A 13,846-nucleotide genomic window follows, 5' to 3' on the forward strand; every position below is an offset into this window, starting at 1 on the left:
TAGAGTTACTGTAACCATTTATGTAAAGTTTTGTATCAGCATTCAACATTTCTGTTACCATTGTTTGCACGATTCTGGATAGCATGAATCAAAGCGATCGCTAGTTCATATTCATCGTCAAAAATCTGAGAAGAAAGCTCATGACGTTTTAGGTGCAGCCATTCATCTTCAATACGGTTCATTTGAGGCGAGTATGGTGGCAGGAAAAAAATATACAAACCTTGTTGTTGCCAACGTTGCCAGTATTGTTTAACTTGATTGCTGCGATGAAATGATGCTCCGTCTTGAATAATGACAGTGATTTTACCTGTTTGTTCAAGACGCTGTTGGGCTAAATGTGTCTGCCATTGGAGTAATTGCAAGTAACGTTTGCTATTGAAACCACCAACTACAGCCCCGTATTCAAAACTTTGCTGCGGTTCCCAAAAACCAAGAATACTAATTCTTTTGCCTCTTCTAGAAGGTTGATAGATTGATTTTTGCTCTCCACGTTTGGAATAAGTATAATTGAGAGAACTGGTTCGTTCAAAACCAGATTCATCAAGATATTTTAGGCAAATTAATCCATCAGCTGCTAACTGACATAACATTAACCAATCGGCACGTTTAGCGTCTTGGAATGATGGTGATTTTGGAATAGGTGGCTTATGCCTTAATCGTTTCCAAGCATAATCTTTTTTTTTAGAATTCGGCTGACTTGTCTACTACTGAGTCTGATTCCACGCTCTGTTTCCAAACGTTCTTGTATTTGACGGCTGGTATAACTACGTTCTTTTTCTAGCCATTGTTCAACTGCATTTATATCCGCTAAACTCCACTTACGCTTTCCTCCACGTCCTGCCGCTTCCCACAAACCCCCTAGTCCCAGGTTTTCCCACCGACGTAATGTGGCTCGAACTGTATGCTCATGAATACGTAAGTGACCAGCAATCATTGGCACTGTTAAACCATTGCCATTGAGTCGTAATGCGATCGCTCTAATTTTGACTCTTCGAGGTACATTATCTGCCAAGCTTAATTCCTGCAACGTTTTGTCTTCTTCTATAGTCAGTTTTATTCGTAGTGCTGCTGGCATTTTCAGTCATCTCTTCTGTTCTACTCTTATCTTATAATTTTTCATGTCTACCTACTTAATTAATATTCTGCTGTTGGTTAATAAAGACAAATTTATTTTTATGAAAAAATACTTATTTATAAAATACCTTTGCCAAAATAAGAGTCTACAAAAATTAAAAAAGCCTTGCGAGAAACCTGGAAGGAATTTTTAGGACTGATTGTTTTTGCCCAGCTTCGGAGAAATAGGAGTTTGTACATCAACTCACCCTCGTAAATTGGCGAAGGTATTGTATGCATTGGGGTTTATGTACTGAGCCACTCAGTTTAACGTTCATCGAGAGCGATCGCTCTCACAGTCAATACTCAGGCAATTCGTAAACGCTCAATATCCTTTATCGGTGGCGCACCAAACATGCGGGAATATTCACGACTGAACTGTGAAGGACTCTCATAACCAACCTGATACGCCGCACGGGTTGCATCTGCATTTTCAGCCAGCATCAAACGACGGGCTTCCAATAACCTTAACTGCTTTTGATATTGCAACGGACTCATTGAGGTCACTGCCTTGAAGTGCCGATGAAATGATGCGGAAGACATTCTCGCTTGCTTTGCCAAATCATCCATGCTCAGTGGCTTTGTAAACTCAGCTTTTATCTGGTTAATCACCTCGGCAATGCGCTGCATCTGGCTGCCGGAGGTCGCAATCTGCCAAACTGCTTCGCTTTGGTCGCCCATTAAAAGACGGTAATAGATTTCGCGAATCATCATCGGTGCCAGGAATGGAATATCTTCGGGCGTATCCAGAAGCCGTGTGAGTCGGGTAGCACACTCAATCAACGGGGTATTTGCATCGCTGACGAACAAGCCTCTGACTGAACTTTCTTTTTGATCTCGACGGCGCTGAATTTGGTCAATAATGTCCCAAAGCCCAGTCACATCCAGGCTTAGCTTAAAGCATAGATAGGGCTTATCCGCTGTCGCTTCGACAATATTTCCATTGAGCGGCAGATCAACCGTGACAACAATATATTGAGCCGCACCATAATGATAGGTTTCCTGTCCTAGTAAGGTTTCTTTTCTGCCTTGAAGAATAATGCAAAGCGTCGGTTCATACACCGTGCAGAGTTCTGTCGGAGCCGCAGATTCTCGCATAAATTCCAACTGAGCGATCGCCGTTGAATGGACACCGTTTCCTCTGCCATCCGTGTGGCGGCTCACTAATCTTGCCAATTCTTGACAAGCATCAATCGTGGTCTCGCGCTTTAGAAATTCATCTGCCATACCAGATCCTCGTCAACGTTTAGCGACGTATCGTGAGACATCCTTCTCATCGTTTTCCTGCACCTATTATAGAGGACTCTTTTGAACACCATCTGGCTGTTTGAGAAAATCAGGCAATAAACTGCAAAGTTTATGTATTCAGAACCTTCTTTCCAAAGCATAAGATGAACTCATGCCATAAGATCAATGAAAGGATAAGGCAATAAATGAGAGCGATGCACAAAAGAACTGCCAGTTTTGACAGTAAAGGGTTAAAGTGTTCCGTCACCTTTTACACTCCAGATCAAGCCGCATCTGGTCAACGTTGTCCTGCCATTGTCATGGCGAATGGCATTGGCTTGACCAAAGAGATGGGTCTACCACAGTTTGCTGAGCGCTTTGCTCAAGCTGGATTCGTTGTCACACTGTTCGATTACCGCTACATCGGTGCCAGTGAGGGAGAACCTCGTGGACAAATGCTCCCGACCGAGCAGCACGAGGATTACCGCAATGCTATCACCTGGACTCAACTCCAACGTGAAGTTGATCCCAATCGCATCGGTGTTTGGGGCTTCTCCTATAGCGGTGGTCATGTGCTGCATCTGGCGGCATTTGATCGGCGCGTGAAAGCCGTCGTAGCCCAGATGCCGACAGTGAATCTTTTTCTCAACTCCCGTCGTCTGACTTCACCCCTTGACCTCGATGAACTCACAACCTTGCTTTCACAAGACCGCATCAAACGGTATCAAACTGGGGAAGTGAGCTACTTTCCTCTGATTGCCACACCCGGACAACCGAGCTTTCTGCCGACACCCGATGCATATACCTGGGTTGAATCTGCTAAAAGCGCCAGTGAAGGACGATGGGAGAATCGCATCACCTTTGAATCGATCGAGCATTCTCTCTATTACGAACCCGTTCCTCACTTGGAGGCGATCTTTCCCACTCCGCTATGTCTGATTGCAGGCGAGAAGGATTTTCTCACACCTCCTGATTTAATTGCCTCTGTCTATGCAGGTGCAATGGAGCCGAAGTCTTTCACCATTTTGAAGGGTGGACACTTCGACGGTTTCCAGGGAGAAGGTTTTGAAATTGCCAGCACAACTGCCGTGAAATGGTTTGAGAAATATCTGAAACAGGTTGAGGCTCCTGTCTTGGAAGTTACTGAACAATCGCTCGTCATTGATAGCGGAGTTAACTTCGCCATCACAAAAGATGGTGAATGGAGGAGTGTATTGGTGTAAATCCATTACTGTTCATGACACAGCGTATTGATGAACAGGAGTATTTCTATGTCTTTAAACAATGAAAGGAAGTAATTAATGTCAGAACAACATCAAGGAACTGCTCAATACGAGCAAAATGGGCAAACTCATGTTCAAATAGCATCTCCACAAGAGAAGCTGCGTGACTACGAAGAAGCGATCAAGATACTTGTCTCGAAGATCCGAGGTGAACTGATCCTGCCTAGTCACCCTGCGTATGAAGCTGAACGAAAAGTCTGGAATGGTCTCGCTGATGGCTATCCCGTTGCGATCGTGCGCTGCATTGATGCGGAAGATGTCAAAGTCGCTGTCAATTTTGCCCGTGAGCAGGCAATGACGCTCTCTGTGCGGAGTGGAGGACATAGTGCAGCCGGACATGGCACCAATAACGGTGGGCTGGTGATCGACCTCTCCTACATGAAGACGATAACAATTGATCCAGTACACCACACAGCGCGTTTGGAACCAGGTCTTACCTGGGGTGAGGTTGCCAAAAAGCTCCAACCCTTTGGATTGGCATTGACGGCAGGCGACGTTGCTTCTGTGGGTGTGGGTGGCTTGCTGCTGGGTGGCGGCATCGGTTGGATGGTTCGTGCCTACGGTTTAACGATCGATCGCCTGCAAGCAGTGGAACTAGTTACGGCAGATGGACAACTGCTGCGTGCTAGTGCTGATGAACATCCCGAACTGTTTTGGGGATTACGCGGTGGCGGTGGCAACTTTGGCATTGCAACGGCTTTCGAGGTAAATCTACATCCAGGCGGAACTGTTTTGGGTGGTGCTGTCTTTTATGAGGCAACCGAGGCAGAGCGCATTTTGCGAGAGTATACTCGTCTAGCAGCAGCAGCACCCGATGCACTTTCCACTGAAGTTTTGTTCATGCTGGCACCTCCTGCCCCCTTCATTCCCCCTGACAAACAGGGAACCCCAGTCGTCGGGATTATGGTCTGCTACATCGGTGACATCAGCGAGGGTGAGGGGGTTGTGGCTCCCCTGCGTCAGCTTGCCACTCCGATCGCCGACCTGATCGCTCCCATGCCCTATTCAGAGATTTTTGCGCTTACAGCAGTTGGTGAGATCCCTGGCTTTCAACATCATTCGCGATCGCAGTTTTTCGAGACGTTCTCAGACGAGATGATACACGCATTAGTTGAATCCGCTCAATCTGTCATATCTCCTGAAACGTTGGTTTCCCTGCGTGTCCTGGGTGGCGCAATGAGTCGGGTCGCACCTGATGCGACCGCCTTTGCTCATCGTGATAAACAGGGCATGGTGTTGATCACTCATTTCACACCATTATCTGCCGATGCTGCCAGTCTCGATGCCCGTACCCAGCGAGTCTTTCGGGCGCTCTTACCCTACGCTAACGGTGCTTATGTGGGTTTCCTGGCAGATGAGGGAGAGCAGCGGATTCGTGAGGTTTATCCGACTGCCACATACGAGCGACTCGTGGCGATCAAGAACCAGTATGACCCAACCAATCTGTTTCATCGCAACCAGAATATCAAACCCACCGCTACCCCAGCGATGCTTGTTACCTCAGTAAGTTCATAACACTACCTTTACCCCTGAAACAATGAGTACTCAATTCAATCAAAGCAAAGTTGCAATTGTTAGACAGAGCGAGAACCTCGACTGGTTCGATACAATGCTCGACGAGCAGATGGCTATCCGCATCCATAGCAAAGATGTCGATGGGGCTTTCACAATTATTGAAGTGGATGTTCCGCCGTTCTCAGGCCCACCACTCCACTATCACAAAGATAGGGAAGAGATATTTGAAATCCTGGAAGGCAGATTTCGCTTCCACTGTGCTGGTAAAGAGTTTGAGGCTGGGCCAGGAACATCGGTTGTGGTGCCCCGTAACACCGTGCATGGATGGGTGAATCTTGGACCCGGAAGGGCTCGGATGCTCGGCACTTTCGTCCCCGGTGGCATCGACGAATTCTTCCCCCAAATCGGTCAAACGCCGCCCGAAGGTTGGACAGAGCTTGCACGCCAGTACGACACTTGGATCGTTGGAGCGCCTCTGTCTGTTCAAGCTCCATCTTCCAACGCTGCTACTGAACCTGCACTGAATTAACGTGAGTTTGGGATAGGGAGGGGTGGAACAGATACCGTTAGAAAGTACTTACTTCTCAATCCATCTAACCACCCCATCCCTATGTCGCGACATAGATGATCGGTTGATATGGAAAAGCTTAGGGATAGCCTCTGAATGCTTGGGTTTAACCAGGGCTGACTATTTAGAACACATTGTTCGGAATAATGCCAACCCTTGTATTTCACCCCTACTTAAGTTGACGCTTAAGGGACTTCCAGGAAATAAAATATACAGTTAATAAAAATGATAATCATTACAAAGGGGGGAGGGCAAAGGTTGCCAACGGCAACCTTTGCCCTCCCCAAATAAACATCAAAAATCTGCACTTTCCTGACTTTGCGTCAAGAGTGTTATTATTGGTAATATTATTAATTATGTGACAAAAAACGTTAATAACTATTTTTTAAAAATATGTTACTCCATAGCAAATATCAATAAACCATTTCCCTAAATCCGGGAAAGTTTCATGGCTTGAATCAGTCAAACGCTTGATTTGTTTCTCAATTGTTGACATAGCCTCTTTAGTAAGCTTAACTCCTAGTTCATAAGTTTTAGTGACTAACTTAACAACAGGATGTTTGCCATTCCATGTCATGTTATGAGCGAAATTTAAAGCTGTTTCCACTTCATCAAGTATACTACCATTCCAATAATTTTCTAGTACAGCCCAAGTCCGTTCAATGGGATTATATTTACTATGATAGGGAGGGTAGTAAGCTAAACGTATATTTAGTTGATATTCTTGAGCGAATTCAACTATACGTTTCATAAATTGAGTGCGTCGAGAATTATTTTCTCCTCCATTATCTTGATTAATAAGCAAGGTTTTTATTTCCGAAAATCGCCCCTGTTCGGACTTCCAAAAATCTGCTAAAATATCGACGATAAAATCGCTAGTTACTTTGGATTCTGTAAAGTACAAAAATAGCTCGTCAAGGTCTGTAAGGAAGATACCGTAAGGAGTCACAGTTGTTTTTGGATGGAAATCATGGTCATCAGTTTCTGTCGGGACTCGATTTCTACCACCACGGTCAAATGAACCAATACTTACACGAGCTTTCGCATCGAGACTTAAGCGTAAAATACTTGGGTCATCTTCAGCCTGTTGATGAACTATAGCTAATTGCTCAAAGATTGCATCAGTTTCGGGAATTTTTTTTGAGGTTGAACTTTGGCGACCCGTTTGAGGCGATACCCTAAATCATTTAATTTAACCCGAATTGTCTCTGAAGTTGGTAATTCTTCATCACCATAACCAAATTTTTCAATTAATTGATGTCTCACTTGGGCAGCCGAAAGGCGGGTATAGAGCCTTTGACTTTTAAAACTTGGATCTATCTGACTTTGACCATCAACCAACTTTTTGATATCTGATAAAAGATTTGGCAGATGTTCTTCTGCTTTATAACGTCCTCGACCTCGATAATTATCTACACAAGTGATACCGGTAGTTAATTCTTTAATTCCTTTACTAATAGTTACGCGATTCCATCCTAACTCTTGTTCTGCTACAGACTGTCCTGCATGTCCTAATGTTGCAACTGTTTGTGCTATAAATTTACGCTTGGCCGCACATGAGTAATTGCTCGGCAGTTTCCTTCAATAACTTTTTCAATGAATCTGTTAGTTGTATTGACACCTCAAATATCCCAAAATCGAAAATCGAATCATCATTCAATTTACTACAACTTGGGGTGGTAGAGGCTGCTAACGGCAGCCTCTACCACCCCCATTATAATGATTATCATTTTCATTAGCTGTATATTTTATTTTCTGGAAGTCCCCAACCGAAGGTAAATACGATCTGATCGAAGGTTATTTTCCACCAGGCTCACAAACTCCTCTTCATCGCCACACGCGCTACTCTGAACAACTTTATGTCTTAGAAGGAGAGTTCACAGTCTGGGCAGATGAAAACAAGGTTGTGTTGAAAGCTGGCGAAACCTTCCTGATTCCTCCTGGTACAGCCCACGCGATCGGCGTTTTGAGTGACAAGCCTGCTCGCGGGTTGATGGTTGCTTCTCCTAGTGCCTTTGCACGACTAATTGCAGAGGTAGGAACGCAGAACGAAAACGAAATACCAGATATGGAGTTAGCTCAACGTATTTCTGCTGAAATTGGCGACGAAATTTTGGGATCACCTGATGATCTACCAAGCAAATGAGGCAGCGAGAAAAATAAAAAAGGAGAACTAAATATGCAGCAATTACTAGAAACAACAAAACCGCTTAATTTCCTTGCTATCGGTTATCAACTTGCCCAGGAATTTGCCAAAACAGCCGCAGAACGAGATCAGCTTCGCTGCGCCGAAGGCGAACGCAATGGTGGCAATCGTCCTATCCATGAGATTGAGCAGTTGCGCCAAAGCGGTTTACTCAATCTGGTGATTCCTACGATTTATGGGGGATTAGGAGAAACTTCCTGGGTCAAAATCTTTGGCTTGATCCGCGAGTTCGCCAAAGCTGATGGCTCTATCGGTCAACTGTTTGGCAATCACACCACGATTATCAGCTCACTCTCAATCAGCAATCCAACACAAGTAGAACAACTTTATTTAGATACAGTACAGCACAACTGGTTTTGGGCAAATGCAGCCAATGCACTCGATCCAAGATTGCTGGCAACTCCGACTAAACATGGCTGGCAGTTCGATGGCATCAAGCGATTTGCTACAGGAGCAAGCCTTTCAGACAGGATGATTGTCAGTGCTTTAAGTGCTGATTCTAAACAGCCCGTAATTGCAATTATTCCCAGCGATCGCCCTGGCATTCACTTTAATGGAAATTGGGACAACATGGGACAACGCCAAACTGACTCAGGTAGCGTCACGTTTGAGCAAGTTTTGGTGACACCAGATGAAATTCTAACTTCTATTTATCCAAGTGACAGCCCGATCGCCACCCTAATTAATGTCTTCAAACAACTCAATCAAGTCAACATTTATCTAGGCATTGTTCAAGGTGCGTTTGCAACTGCACGGGACTACACCACAACTAGAACTCGCCCTTGGATTACATCAGGGGTAGAACAGGCGATTCAAGACCCTTACATTCTGCATCATTATGGTGAATTTTGGATGGAGTTAGAAGCGGCAACCTTGCTTACTGATCGAGCAGCCCAAGTACTGCAAGCCGCCATCGAAAAGGGCATTAATTTAACAGCCCAACAAAGAGGAGAAGCGGCGATCGCTGTTTACACAGCAAAAGCATTCGTCACCAAAATTGGTTTAGCAATTACAACGCAAATGTTTGATGCGATGGGTGCAAGCGCCACAGCACAGAGTTATAACTTTGATCGCTACTGGCGAAACCTCCGTACAGCAACGCTCCACGATCCTGTGGACTACAAAATTCGGGAAGTCGGCAACTGGGCATTGACAGGCACAGTGCCAACTATAACACCTTACTCTTGATGAAATGATCTTTGTTTCTCTGCACAGCGATCGCTCTTGGCCATGAACTTTATCAGCGTAGTTTACCGCCGTAGGCATCGCTTCCATAAAACCGCATCAAAGACAATTGCCTGACCCATCCCGGTACTGTTCAATAGCTTGAAAAGCCGTAATATCAAGTACAGCTAATTACTTACGATTTTGTTGTGAATTGGTGTGTTGTTTTCAGCTTTCGATTCAGATATTTCTTACATATTGAGACAGGTTGGCATATTATCATTCAACGAGTAGTCTTGCGAGACTGGGCAATGCCTCACCGTAAGTTGGATGAATGTGAACCGATTGTTCAAGTAGCTGCCACGTTGCTTTAGCTTCCATCAGCGACAAAAAGACATGCACGAGTTCAGCCGTTTCGTACCCAACCAGCGTTGCTCCTACAATCAAATTCGTGTCGGTGTCAATGACCATACGGTAGAACCCCAGATCGTGTCCCCACTCAATGCTACGGGCGATGTAAGCCATCGGCAGGGTGACTTCGCGGGCAGCAATACCCTGTTTCTGAGCCTGTTCTAGTGTCATCCCCACCCGGCCCACTTGCGGCTCTGTGTAAACGGCATAGCCTAACACGCGATCATTGCGTGTCCGATGTTCGCCAGACAGAATTGCTTTCAAGCGGCGATAGTCTTCCCAAGAAACATGAGTAAAAGCAGGCTGCTTGGCAACGTCTCCGATCGCATAAATTCCAGGGCAAGTCGTTTGAAACTGATCGTCGATTTTAATAAAACCCTGTGCATCTAATTCAACGCCAGTCACCGCAGAATTTAATGCCCCAGTATTCGGTTTGCGTCCAGTTGCAATCAGCAATGCTTCTCCATCAAGGACTTTACCATTATTCAGGGTTAGGGTAAACACACCGTTACTGTAAGCAACCTGCTGAACCGTCACGTTAAAATGCAGCCCAATTCCATCTTGTGCAAAGGCATCAGCAAGCACAGCACTGACATCAGATTCTTCTTGAGCCAGCAGGCGATCGCCCCGTACAATTAATTCGGTCTGGCTTCCTAAGCGCGCCATTCCTTGTCCTAACTCTAAGGCAATATAGCCACCACCGACCACGAGCAATCGGGGCGGAATCTGTTGCAAATCAAAGAAATTTCGGTTGGTGAGATAAGGAGTTCCAGCTAAACCAGGAATGTCAGGAATAGTAGAGGATGTTCCTGTATTGATGACGACGATTGGAGCCTGCACAGTTACACCTCCTCCGCTTACAGTTCGCTCTCCGGTGAAAGCAGCTTCCGCACAGACAACTCTCACCCCTGCACTTTCTAATCGCCGCTTAGTACCCTGGTTAAACTGGCTGCGAATACCACGCACACGCTCCATCACTGTAGAAAAATCGACTTCAACCTGTGTATGTATACCTAGCTTTGCGGCTTGCCCTGCGCGACCTGCGGCATGGGCAGCCGCTAAAAAGGCTTTGGAAGGAGTACAGCCATAGTTTACACAACTGCCGCCTAAAGCATCGCGCTCAAATAAAACGACATTTCGACCTGATGATGCAAAGTCAGCCGCAAGCGGAACTCCACCCTGACCACTTCCAATCACGATTACATCTGCTGTTTCCATTGTTACCTCTGTTGATAGCTAGTGATTACAGTTTGTTGAGTACGACTGGCTTTAATTAAATCGGCTGCTTTTTCACCAATCATAATTGAGTCAACCGATTCTCCTTGTCTGCTGTTTGTGGTGTGAATCGATTGGTTTTGAACTAACGCAGTGACCTGAACGCCGCGCGGATCTCCTCAGAGAACAGCTGCGGCTCCTCCCACGCTGCGAAGTGTCCGCCCTTGTCAGCCTCATGGAAGTAAATCAGGTGGCGATAGGCACGCCGTGTCCAAGTCTGTGGTGCTGCATATATCTCCCTGGGAAATACCGTGACGGCCACCGGAAGTGAGATATCGGCGGTCTTCTGCGCGACCGCGTTCAAGATGCTGTTGTTGTTCTCCCAGTACAGCCGCGCTGACGAAACCGCGCTGTTCGTCAGCCAGTACAGCGTGATGTCGTCCAGCACCTCGTCTTTTGTCGGGGACTTTTGAGAATCGCCGCCTCTGTACGTCCACTGCGCGAAGCCTGGATGCCCAAGCATCCACGCCGCGAGTCCCGTCGGCGAGTCCGTCAGACCATACCCGACCGTCTGCGGTCGCGTACCCATCATCACGGCGTAGGCTCGTTCCTTCTTATTGAACCTGTCGAGTGAGTCGAACGCCGCGCGTTCTTTCTCGGAGAGTCCGTCCGGCGCAGGCCCGCCGACGGCAAGCACTGCGGCCACGTCGGGCGGTATCGTCGCCGGCAAGTTGATGTGGATGCCGAGTAATCCTGCTGGTGCTTGACGCGCCATCGCGCTGGAGATGGGAGACCCCCAGTCGCCACCTTGGGCGACGTAGCGGGTGTAGCCGAGGCGCTTCATCAGATCGGCCCATGCTCGCGCGATGTGGTCGGGGTTCCAACCGATGCCCGTCGGCTTCCCGGAAAAGCCGTAGCCGGGAATTGACGGGATAACCAGGTCGAAGGCATCCTCTCCACGCCCCCCGTAGGCCGTTGGGTCGGTCAGGGGGCCGATGATCTTTAGCTGTTCAAATACCGAGCCGGGCCATCCGTGCGTGACGAGCAACGGCAAAGCGTTAGAATTTTTGGAGCGGACGTGGATAAAGTGAATTTCCAAGCCATCGATGTTCGTTACAAACTGCGGTAAGGCATTCAGCTTCGCCTCGGCTTTGCGCCAGTCGTACTTCGTTCCCCAGTAACGAACAAGTTCCTTCATTGTCGCCAGTTGTACGCCCTGCGACTGGTCGGCGACAGTCTCCTTGTCAGGCCAGCGAGTCGCCGCAATGCGCCTGCGGAGATCGACGATCGCCTCTTGCGGGACGTGGACGCGAAAGGGGCGAATGGCGTTGTCTTTGGTTGCCGCCTTGGCTGCCACCTGGGCTTGTGCGCCGATTTGGGCAAATTGCTGGGCAAGCACACGAGCGGGCGATGCTAGAAACACCGTTGCCGCCAACAGTGCAACGAGGAGTCGCAACAGGGCGAAGGCTCTTGCGGTGCGGGCTTTGGTTTTGTAATGTACTTTTTTTACGATCATGGTGTTTTCTCTTTGCTGCAAATTGCCCGTTTCACAATTTAGGCTAAACCCAATCAGTAACCGTCAACTTCGATGACAGCCTTGGCAAACTCCCGTGGCGCTTCCTGAGGCAGGTTGTGACCGATGCCGCCGTTGATGACCCGGTGTGCGTATTTGCCTAAGAATTTCCTTGCGTAGGTACTGGCATCTGGATGTGGCGCGCCGTTGGCATCACCTTCAAGAGTGATAGTGGGTACGGCGATCGCCGACTGCTGCCCATTGCGGAACGTCTTGCTGGAAAGAAAGCGCGTCATCCCATAGCCGCGCAGATATGGAACGATCACCCGATACCCCGCCGATGCTAACAAAGGAGCGACATCGACATAGCTATGAATGTCGTAGGGCCATCCATGCAGCAAGATTACTGGATTACCATTCGCCCTACCAGCTTCAGCGTATCCGACATTCAGCACACCAGCATCGATTTGCTTTAGTGAGCCGAACGACTTGTTTGTCCCCGGCTTAGTCGTGGACAGAACTGCTGGTTTTGTTTTGCTCGATTGTGCGATCGCAGAACCGAATATGCCTAGCTGTGTAGTAGCAATGGTCATGGCCGCAGTACCCAAAAACCGGCGGCGTTGATAGTTGATTTTTTCGGACATTTATCTTCAAACCGTGGCTTTACTGGGTGTGAATTCAGCAGCGTGCAATTTTACAAAGTCGTACAAGCTCATTGGTGTCTCGCCAGTCAGCTTGAACAGGTCATCTGTCATGCGGTCATACCGCCCCTGCGCGTGAAGTTCTGCCATCACCGCGAGGTGGTTGACGAGGTGGGTTGACACCCCAAATTCACGAAGCGTATCAGTCCACCCGGAGAGCGGCACGTTACGATAGCGGATAGTTCTGCCAAGTGCTTCGGAAAAGACGCGCGCGTAGTGGTTCAGATCGGCCGACTCAAATCCGGTCAGATTGTAAACATGACCAATGTGTGAGGCAGGGTCGTCGAGAATCACGGAAACGGCGCGCGCCACATCAACGGACGAGATCGGCGAGGTCTTGCCGTTACCTAGCGGCAGCGCCAGTTCATCGCTGTCGCGGATACCAGCAGCAGCCAGACGCAGGAAAAAGCCTTCGAGGAAGACCGTCGGTCGCACCGTGACTACAGGCAGCCCCGACCACGCTAATGCCTGTTCTGCCAGCCAGTGCAGCTTGTGCTGCGGACTTGGGGTAGTTTCAGTAATGCTCATCTGCGTCACCGTCATCTGCGACATATTCACGAAGGCCTCGACCCTGTGGTGGCGCGCCACTGCGGCGATGTTGACCGTGGCTTCGAGATAAGTCGGCGAGACAGACATTCCAAAATAGATGCGTGTAACACCTGCGATCGCCCGGTGCATCGAGGCAAGATCAGTTAGATCGCCCTGCACAACCTCGGCCCCCAGCTGGCGCAGACCAAGAGCGCGTTCATCCTCCCGCCGAACCAAAGCACGCACCTTATGCCCTTTAGCGAGCAACATTGCGGTAAGGTTGCGACCGATCGCACCGAGATCACCAGCCGCTCCGGTCACGAGGATTGGGCTATCATGTATGGATTTCATCGTCATATCATTTACCTTCTTGTCGCTTGTTGCGAAAGCGTATTTGTTTGC

General features: G+C 47.9%; 12 protein-coding genes and 1 pseudogene. 5 read left to right on the forward strand and 8 right to left on the reverse strand.

The features are described from left to right. Positions 1 to 35: 35 nt before the first annotated feature. The 3 genes from IQ276_RS34725 to IQ276_RS34735 all read right to left on the reverse strand — a co-directional run bounded on the left by IQ276_RS34725 (position 36) and on the right by IQ276_RS34735 (position 2,340). On the reverse strand, positions 36 to 638 hold the full coding sequence (locus tag IQ276_RS34725) for a transposase (protein WP_193921781.1): 603 nt from the start codon (positions 636 to 638) through the stop codon (positions 36 to 38). Positions 639 to 652: 14 nt separating this feature from the next. Beyond that, entirely contained in the window at positions 653 to 1,075 is a 423-nt protein-coding gene (locus IQ276_RS34730; protein WP_193921771.1) for a helix-turn-helix domain-containing protein, read from the reverse strand. A 344-nt stretch (positions 1,076 to 1,419) separates the two neighbouring features. Beyond that, complete coding sequence (locus IQ276_RS34735; protein ID WP_193921773.1) at positions 1,420 to 2,340, reverse strand: AraC family transcriptional regulator; 921 nt, start codon at positions 2,338 to 2,340, stop codon at positions 1,420 to 1,422. Positions 2,341 to 2,555: 215 nt separating this feature from the next. Here IQ276_RS34735 and IQ276_RS34740 point away from each other — a divergent pair, with 215 nt between their 5' ends. The 3 genes from IQ276_RS34740 (at position 2,556) to IQ276_RS34750 (ending at position 5,667) form a co-directional block, all read left to right on the forward strand. After that, on the forward strand, positions 2,556 to 3,563 hold the full coding sequence (locus IQ276_RS34740) for an alpha/beta hydrolase (protein WP_193921775.1): 1,008 nt from the start codon (positions 2,556 to 2,558) through the stop codon (positions 3,561 to 3,563). Between the two features lie 78 nt (positions 3,564 to 3,641). After that, entirely contained in the window at positions 3,642 to 5,138 is a 1,497-nt protein-coding gene (locus IQ276_RS34745) for an FAD-binding oxidoreductase (protein ID WP_193921777.1), read from the forward strand. A gap of 22 nt (positions 5,139 to 5,160) precedes the next feature. Next, positions 5,161 to 5,667, forward strand: a complete 507-nt coding sequence (locus IQ276_RS34750; protein ID WP_193921779.1) for a cupin domain-containing protein — start codon at positions 5,161 to 5,163, stop codon at positions 5,665 to 5,667. 424 nt (positions 5,668 to 6,091) lie between these two features. On the opposite strand, the pseudogene IQ276_RS34755 reads toward IQ276_RS34750, so the two are convergent. After that, positions 6,092 to 7,321: pseudogene (locus IQ276_RS34755) on the reverse strand (ISAzo13 family transposase). A 174-nt stretch (positions 7,322 to 7,495) separates the two neighbouring features. Here IQ276_RS34755 and IQ276_RS34760 point away from each other — a divergent pair. Both IQ276_RS34760 and IQ276_RS34765 read left to right on the forward strand, forming a co-directional pair. Further along, positions 7,496 to 7,852 carry a cupin domain-containing protein gene (locus IQ276_RS34760; RefSeq protein ID WP_235116362.1) on the forward strand — a complete coding sequence of 119 codons (357 nt, stop codon included), beginning with the start codon at positions 7,496 to 7,498 and terminating at the stop codon, positions 7,850 to 7,852. Positions 7,853 to 7,885: 33 nt separating this feature from the next. After that, positions 7,886 to 9,100 carry an acyl-CoA dehydrogenase family protein gene (locus IQ276_RS34765; RefSeq protein ID WP_193912795.1) on the forward strand — a complete coding sequence of 405 codons (1,215 nt, stop codon included), beginning with the start codon at positions 7,886 to 7,888 and terminating at the stop codon, positions 9,098 to 9,100. Positions 9,101 to 9,355: 255 nt separating this feature from the next. Here the strand turns inward: IQ276_RS34765 and IQ276_RS34770 are convergent, their stop codons facing one another. From IQ276_RS34770 to IQ276_RS34785, 4 genes are all read right to left on the reverse strand, one after another. Then, a complete protein-coding gene (locus IQ276_RS34770; protein WP_193912797.1) occupies positions 9,356 to 10,705 on the reverse strand; it encodes a dihydrolipoyl dehydrogenase family protein in 1,350 nt (449 codons plus the stop codon). 142 nt (positions 10,706 to 10,847) lie between these two features. Then, entirely contained in the window at positions 10,848 to 12,218 is a 1,371-nt protein-coding gene (locus IQ276_RS34775) for an epoxide hydrolase family protein (protein WP_193912844.1), read from the reverse strand. Positions 12,219 to 12,271: 53 nt separating this feature from the next. Next, entirely contained in the window at positions 12,272 to 12,859 is a 588-nt protein-coding gene (locus IQ276_RS34780) for an alpha/beta fold hydrolase (RefSeq protein ID WP_193912799.1), read from the reverse strand. A 6-nt stretch (positions 12,860 to 12,865) separates the two neighbouring features. Continuing rightward, positions 12,866 to 13,801 carry an NmrA family NAD(P)-binding protein gene (locus IQ276_RS34785; protein WP_235116240.1) on the reverse strand — a complete coding sequence of 312 codons (936 nt, stop codon included), beginning with the start codon at positions 13,799 to 13,801 and terminating at the stop codon, positions 12,866 to 12,868. Positions 13,802 to 13,846: the final 45 nt, after the last annotated feature.

The sequence above is a fragment of the Desmonostoc muscorum LEGE 12446 genome, assembly GCF_015207005.2.
GTDB classification, from domain to species: domain Bacteria; phylum Cyanobacteriota; class Cyanobacteriia; order Cyanobacteriales; family Nostocaceae; genus Nostoc; species Nostoc muscorum.

Bases quoted from the DNA above. Each gene is read 5' to 3' on its own strand.
- IQ276_RS34730 (WP_193921771.1), bottom strand. From the start codon at position 1,075: ATGCCAGCAGCACTACGAATAAAACTGACTATAGAAGAAGACAAAACG.
- IQ276_RS34735 (WP_193921773.1), bottom strand. From the start codon at position 2,340: ATGGCAGATGAATTTCTAAAGCGCGAGACCACGATTGATGCTTGTCAA.
- IQ276_RS34740 (WP_193921775.1), top strand. From the start codon at position 2,556: ATGCACAAAAGAACTGCCAGTTTTGACAGTAAAGGGTTAAAGTGTTCC.
- IQ276_RS34745 (WP_193921777.1), top strand. From the start codon at position 3,642: ATGTCAGAACAACATCAAGGAACTGCTCAATACGAGCAAAATGGGCAA.
- IQ276_RS34750 (WP_193921779.1), top strand. From the start codon at position 5,161: ATGAGTACTCAATTCAATCAAAGCAAAGTTGCAATTGTTAGACAGAGC.
- IQ276_RS34765 (WP_193912795.1), top strand. From the start codon at position 7,886: ATGCAGCAATTACTAGAAACAACAAAACCGCTTAATTTCCTTGCTATC.
- IQ276_RS34770 (WP_193912797.1), bottom strand. From the start codon at position 10,705: ATGGAAACAGCAGATGTAATCGTGATTGGAAGTGGTCAGGGTGGAGTT.
- IQ276_RS34775 (WP_193912844.1), bottom strand. From the start codon at position 12,218: ATGATCGTAAAAAAAGTACATTACAAAACCAAAGCCCGCACCGCAAGA.
- IQ276_RS34780 (WP_193912799.1), bottom strand. From the start codon at position 12,859: ATGTCCGAAAAAATCAACTATCAACGCCGCCGGTTTTTGGGTACTGCG.
- IQ276_RS34785 (WP_235116240.1), bottom strand. From the start codon at position 13,801: ATGACGATGAAATCCATACATGATAGCCCAATCCTCGTGACCGGAGCG.